General features: G+C 70.1%; 1 protein-coding gene. It reads left to right on the top strand.

All coding sequences use genetic code 11. The features are described 5' to 3' along the window. Positions 1–33 precede the first annotated feature (33 nt). On the top strand, positions 34–1422 hold the full coding sequence (locus PV721_RS43295) for a glycosyltransferase (RefSeq protein WP_319734349.1): 1389 nt from the start codon (positions 34–36) through the stop codon (positions 1420–1422). The last annotated feature ends 62 nt before the right edge of the window (positions 1423–1484 follow it).

Raw genomic sequence — 1484 nt, 5'->3', positions numbered from 1 at the left:
CCGCCGGGGGGCGGCGGGTCTGTGGGGGGCATCTTGTACACATCTGTGTTCATTGTTGTCATTTCGCTGGCGCTCTTCTGGATGGCCGCATTCACGCTCTGGTGGCAGATGCACGCGTGGCGGACCCCCGAGGTGCTCGCCTCCACCCGCTTCGACCGTCCCGACGGGGAGGGCCGCCTGTCCTTCTCGCTGCTGCTGCCCGCCCGCCACGAGCAGGCGGTCCTGGAGCACACCATCGACCGGCTCCTGGAGTCGAGCCACACCGACTACGAGATCATCGTGATCGTCGGGCACGATGACCCCGAGACCGCCGCCGTCGCCGAACGGGCCGCCGCCCGCGAGCCGGCCCGCGTCCGGGTCGTCGTCGACCACCACGAGACGAAGAACAAGCCGAAGGCCCTCAACTCCGCCCTGCCGTCCTGCCGCGGTGACATCGTCGGGGTCTTCGACGCCGAGGACCAGGTCCACCCCGAGCTGCTCGCCCACGTCGACCACGCCTTCCGCTCCACCGGCGCCGACGTGGTCCAGGGCGGGGTCCAGCTCATCAACTTCCACTCCAGCTGGTACAGCCTGCGCAACTGCCTGGAGTACTTCTTCTGGTTCCGCTCCCGGCTGCACCTGCACGCCGAGAAGGGCTTCATCCCGCTCGGCGGCAACACCGTCTTCGTCCGCACCGAGGTGCTGCGCGAGGCCGGCGGCTGGGACCAGAACTGCCTCGCCGAGGACTGCGACCTGGGGGTGCGGCTGTCGTCGGTCGGCAAGAAGGTGGTCGTCGCCTACGACTCCGACATGGTGACCCGCGAGGAGACGCCCGGCTCGCTGATCAGCCTGCTCAAGCAGCGCACCCGCTGGAACCAGGGATTCCTCCAGGTGTACCGCAAGAAGGACTGGCAGCAGCTGCCGGGGCGCGGCCAGCGCTGGCTCGCCCGCTACACGCTGATGACGCCCTTCATGCAGGCCGCGTCGGGTGTGATCATCCCGCTCAACTTCGCCGTCGCGGTCTTCCTCGACGTACCGGTCGGCATCGCGATCATCACCTTCCTCCCCATGATCACGGCGATGGTGACGTTCGTCTTCGAGATCGTCGGCCTGCACGACTTCGGCCGGCAGTACGGCCTGCGCGTCCGCCTCGTGCACTACCTCAAGCTCGTCGTCGGCGGCCCCTTCTACCAGGTGATGCTCGCGGGCGCCGCGATCCGCGCCGTCTGGCGCGAGCAGCGCGGCCGCAACGAGTGGGAACTGACGAGCCACACCGGCGCCCACCTGACGGCCGCGACCGCCGGCGCCGCAGGCCCCGCGACCGTCGCAGGCACCGCGACCGCGACCGCCGCAAGCCCCGCGACCGCCACCGCCACAGTCTCCGCCACTGCCGCAGTCTCCGCCTCCGCTTCCGCCGCGATCCGAGAGGACAGCCACCAGTGACCGCCACCCTGCCCACGGCCACTGATCCCCAGCCCGAGAGCCTCACCCTCCCCGCCCGGCGC

Origin of the sequence: Streptomyces sp. MB09-01, from assembly GCF_033794505.1 — a bacterium.
In the GTDB taxonomy this organism is placed as follows: Bacteria; Actinomycetota; Actinomycetes; order Streptomycetales; family Streptomycetaceae; genus Streptomyces.
Note: the sequence above shows the minus strand (reverse complement) of the source record. Positions and strands in the feature narration are given on the sequence as shown.